This is a genomic window from Thiolapillus sp. (genome assembly GCF_048562965.1).
GTDB classification, from domain to species: domain Bacteria; phylum Pseudomonadota; class Gammaproteobacteria; order Chromatiales; family Chromatiaceae; genus Thiolapillus; species Thiolapillus brandeum_A.
Genome location: NZ_JBHNMF010000270.1, coordinates 1 through 4,517, shown reverse-complemented (window position 1 = coordinate 4,517; position 4,517 = coordinate 1). Strand labels below are relative to the sequence as shown.

Sequence of the window (4,517 nt, the reverse complement as noted above, 5' to 3'; positions counted from 1 at the left end):
CTTTTCAAAACGGCTCATTGTTATTTCTCCGAAATTCAGTTGTGGGGACAACTCAGTTTCGGGTTGTAACATGGGCCGTATCAGTCGTGACAGGCTGAGCCTATCACTCATGACCACGTCCTAAGGACGTGGGTTTCTACGCTAAACTAAATGGCCTAGACCTTTGTCTGACGCTTTCGCTGGAATCTTACCAGCAACAGACCTGCCAGGAACACCAGGAAAGCAATGCCGGCAGGTATGCCGTACACCCTGAATGCATCCATCTCCGGTGGCAGTATCAGCCAGTACCAGGTAGTCAGAGTGTGTTTGGAACCTGACTCACCATTGCTGCCATCCCAGTTGGCGAAAGACACAGGAATGAACTGTCCTTCCTCGAACAGCACATCGCCATCCGAGGTAAACCTCGGGCGCTTCATCAGCACTTTCCAGCGACCTTCCTTCCACGCACCATCAGCACTCAGGCTGCTGTCTTTCTCTCTGGGTTCGAGTTGCCTGTCCGGGCCGGAGCCGTCGAACAGCATGGCAACGGGATCACGCCTGGGTTCGATACTGCCTGCGTTCCAGTACCAGATCGTAGTTTTGTTCTTGGCATCGCCATGACGATAAAGGGGCTTCTTCACCATGGGGGCGGACATGTAGGCGTCCTCATGGGGGAACTGGATGGCAAAGGCATCCGGGTGCATCTCCAGGTTCTCGTCCTGCAGCTCGCTGAAATACTTGTCGCCCGGTATGCTCTTGGTACGGTCATCGACTTCCAGCAGAAAGGCGATCTCTTTGTCGTTGTACAGTGTGCGCACCGTGACCGCATCATTCAGGGGCGTGAACAGCCGGTCTTCCTTGATGACATTGGGCACCAGGTGCAACGTTACCGCCGGCGCCTCTTTCCAGCGCTCGTCATCCACACTTGCCGGCAGTTCGGCTTCCAGTTTCCTGCTGCTGACCACCGGTCCATCCTGGGGTTGCACGGTGGTTTCCCGCAGGCTGTGTAGACATAATTGGCAATATGCCAGCGATCTTCCAAGATCACAGGATCCTGGTTGCCCTCTTCCACTGCCCGGTGGGCAGGCATGGGCGTACCTGGAATGCCGATGGACAGACGGGTGTAGATGGCCTTGACGGTTTCATCGCGCTCTTTCTCGGTGGTATCCAGAGATTGAGTGGCACGCCAGGTCCAGGGTTTGGTCAGGTCCCGCGGCCAGATGCGATTGCCCCAGTCGTCTTCCAGTTTCTTGCCCGAGCGGATATTTCCCCGGCCATCCATACCGTGACACTCGGAGCAGGATTTACGGAAAGCCGCCTTGCCCTTTTCGATGGGTTCTTCGGAATAGGCGATCTGCCCGTTCAGTGGCTCCACATCCTTGATGACACGGAAATCCGTTTTTGTATAGAAACCGTCATCATCGAAAGCATCTTCATCAGCATCCTCCGGCGGCCAGGCCTGGGTGATATCAAAACCCTTGATCACGGGTATCAGGCTACGAATCTGTTCATCGCTCAGCAGGGCGCGCCCCTGCAGCCCCCAGCCGGGCATGGCGGTTCCGGGCAGCCCCATTTTTATGGTATTGAACAGATCCTCATCCCGTGGCAATTCCGTGCCGGGAGAAGTCTTGTACTTGAACAGGGCCAGACTGAAATCCCTGGGCCGCGGATACATGAAATCAGCCGCCACACCATCACCTGCACCCTGCTCACCATGACAGACTTCACAGCGGAACCTGTACAGATCCCTGCCCATGATGTTCTTGCGGCGTGCCAGCACCTCGTCCTTCATGCCCGAAACGGTTTTGGATACTTCCGGATCCCAGATCCGGGGCACCTGCCCGTTGTAATCGAAGATGAAATTGATCACGTTCCAGACATCGTTTTCCGCCAGCATCTCATGCCAGACAGGCATGGCCGAATTCCAGGGAGTACCTTCCACGGGCAGGCCAGGACCACCGGTGGTGATACGCCAGAACAGGAAAGCTTCCTGCAACTGGGGAATGATTGTGGGATCCTGAAAATTGATCGGCTGCGGACTGAAGCCATGGGCATAGTGCCCTTTGCCATCCAGCAGATCACCGTGGCAATAGAAGCAGTTCTGATAATAGATGTCACGGCCTGCGGCCACAGATTCCCTGTACTTGCCCCACCCGGCGTCCCTGTCTTTCGCCAGCGTCTCAAGGATGTCGTTGCGAACCGGGTTTTCAAGAGTCGCCAGATCAAAGGTCTTGTTATACACCTTGAGACTGGCCGGTGGTGCGGGATGCACCTGGCGCAATTCCACCGGTGCCTCGTAAGACGGCTTCACCGCACCATAGACCACCCAGGCTGCCAGCAGGGGAATGGCGATAAGGAAAAACCAGCGCAGAGGCGCCTTGTTGTCATCTTTCAGGGTGGACAGGATAGGGGCTTTGAACTCTTCCCATTTCCTGTCATCGAATGCGAAATACAGCAGAATACCGATGATGGTGATGATCATGTACTGGATCATCAGGGTCTTGGGCAGCACCGGCGGGAAAGCGTTGTCGAAAACCAGATAGGCCAGTACCGCGGCGATCAGCGCCTGCCAGAATGCAGTAATCCGGAAACCTTTCATCCTTTCTTCTCCGCCAGATACTTCACAATCATTTCCAGCTCATTGACTGTCATTTTTGCGCCAAAGTCGGTTGGCATGGCCGGAGGAAAACCCTCTGCGATCACCGCACCGGGATCCAGAATGCTCTGGCGAATCTGTTCCGGAGTCAGGCGTGAGCCCACATCCACCAGGCCGGGCCCGACCAGTGTGTCCTTGCTGTCCAGTGAATGACAGGAAACACAGGCAAACTTGGCCAGCGCTTCTTCAGCCGTTGCTGCCGGTGCAGGCGCCTTGCCCGCATCTCCGCCAGCGCCACCGGCACCCACCTCGGCTGCAGCTGCTGCCGTAGGCAATGCAACCGTCACTTCATTGCCATCCTTGGCCTCCAGCCAGGCGATGACCGCGTCTATTTCCATCGCCGACAGCTGTATGGGCGGCTTGTCGACAGGGGGCATGGGAGATTCGGAATCATTGCTACCCTTCTTGCCCCAACCGGCAACCACATATTTGCTGGGATGGAGCATGGATTCACGCAGATAGCCTTCAGCATCCTTCGCGTCCCCCTTGTAGCGCGGATCGGCGAGGCGCTTGGCCGACTCGGCCACCATGTCATCGCCTTCGATGTCCGGCGCCCTTCCCAGGGGGGCAGGCTTGTGGCAGAGGGTACAGGTGCCCTTGTTGTGAAAGATATCGTCACCCAGGGCGATGAAGTCTTCCATGGTCAGGGAACTCAGATCCACCTTTTTTTCCACCGGCGCCTCACCTTTCACCTGGGGCAGAAGGTAGGTCACCAGCGTGAACAGCAGCGTCAGCCCCAGGCTGAACCCCAGCGTCTTGAAAAGCACCTTCATGCCTCACCCCCGGCCGTGGCGTCAGGTTTGGCCTGCCTGCTGCCGCTGAGGTTGGCCACCCAGAACATGAACAGCACGCACAGCAGGAACAGTACGGTGACCAAAGTAATCATGTTGCCCGCGTAACCGATGGTGGGGATGAAGTTATCCGGGGAGTTGTCCTTCATCACCGTGTACACATGCCAGTGTGTCTTCACCGAGGAACGCACATATCCCATGAGCGCCATCAGCCAGGTAAAGGCAATAGGGAGCGCGAACAGGGCATACTGCGCACGGTCGGGAATACGCCCCCAATGGGAAGGCAGGCGCTTTGCATTTCTGAACATCAGGGTATCGATAACCAGACCCGCAACGATGACGATCAGCGTGGTGCTCACCTGTGCCACGGAAGAACCCACCTTGTAAACAGTGTTGGTGAAGTAACCATAGTAGACGCCCAGGAAAATGATATTGACCACGGCTGCCACATACACACCGATGAGCAGGGCATTGCCCAGAGGAGCCCAACGTACAGTAGCCACCTTGTCGGAACGGCGATACAGCTGGAACGACAGGAACGTGGCGATGAGCATCAGGTTTACTGCAATGTTCTTGGCAGGCATGATGCCAAGAGGTCCAAGAATGTGGTGGTGGCTTCCGCCCAGAAGGGAAATTTCCGAAGCAGAAAGTATCAGGGTGTGGGGTGTTACCCAGATCAGGAAGCTCACCACCAAAACAAAGGCGATTACCTTGATCAGTCCCTTGTAGCGCTCCGATCCTTCGGTGCGCGACATGCCTGACCACAGATAAAAATTACCTGCCAGCAGGATGGTACCGATCAATACCGCCTGCACGATGAACAGCCAGGCCAGTATGCCGCCCATGGCTGTGATGCCCATCTGCTGGGAATAGGAATAGATCTCCGCCATCAGGTAATAGCCGGCAAAGGGCAGGGGCAGGAACGCCAGAATCGCAATGAAATTTGAGGGTAACTACTCACCCCTAAGACTGAGTACAAGCCTGCCTTGATGGATCTACAATCGCTTTTTCATGTCTGTAGAGGCTTGACATCATAGTACGCCGAGTCTATGCTATTGACCCAACACATCGAATGGATCAACAGCCATGGG

Annotated in this window: 4 protein-coding genes; all 4 read right to left on the bottom strand. The window is 55.9% G+C overall.

All coding sequences use genetic code 11. From position 1 onward, the window contains the following. Positions 1-155: 155 nt before the first annotated feature. Genes ACOCD2_RS12960 through ACOCD2_RS12945 form a run of 4 tightly spaced genes read right to left on the bottom strand, consistent with a single transcriptional unit; the run spans position 156 to position 4,316 of the window. A complete protein-coding gene (locus ACOCD2_RS12960) occupies positions 156-965 on the bottom strand; it encodes an ethylbenzene dehydrogenase-related protein (RefSeq protein ID WP_293648316.1) in 810 nt (269 codons plus the stop codon). Next, positions 866-2,578 (bottom strand): cytochrome c, encoded by a 1,713-nt coding sequence (locus ACOCD2_RS12955; RefSeq protein WP_293648319.1) that lies wholly within the window; start codon positions 2,576-2,578, stop codon positions 866-868. Before ACOCD2_RS12955 ends, ACOCD2_RS12960 begins: the two co-directional genes overlap by 100 nt. Continuing rightward, entirely contained in the window at positions 2,575-3,408 is an 834-nt protein-coding gene (locus tag ACOCD2_RS12950) for a c-type cytochrome (protein ID WP_293648322.1), read from the bottom strand. The genes ACOCD2_RS12955 and ACOCD2_RS12950 overlap by 4 nt, the downstream gene beginning before the upstream one ends. Further along, positions 3,405-4,316, bottom strand: a complete 912-nt coding sequence (locus ACOCD2_RS12945) for a hypothetical protein (protein ID WP_293648325.1) — start codon at positions 4,314-4,316, stop codon at positions 3,405-3,407. Before ACOCD2_RS12945 ends, ACOCD2_RS12950 begins: the two co-directional genes overlap by 4 nt. Positions 4,317-4,517: the final 201 nt, after the last annotated feature.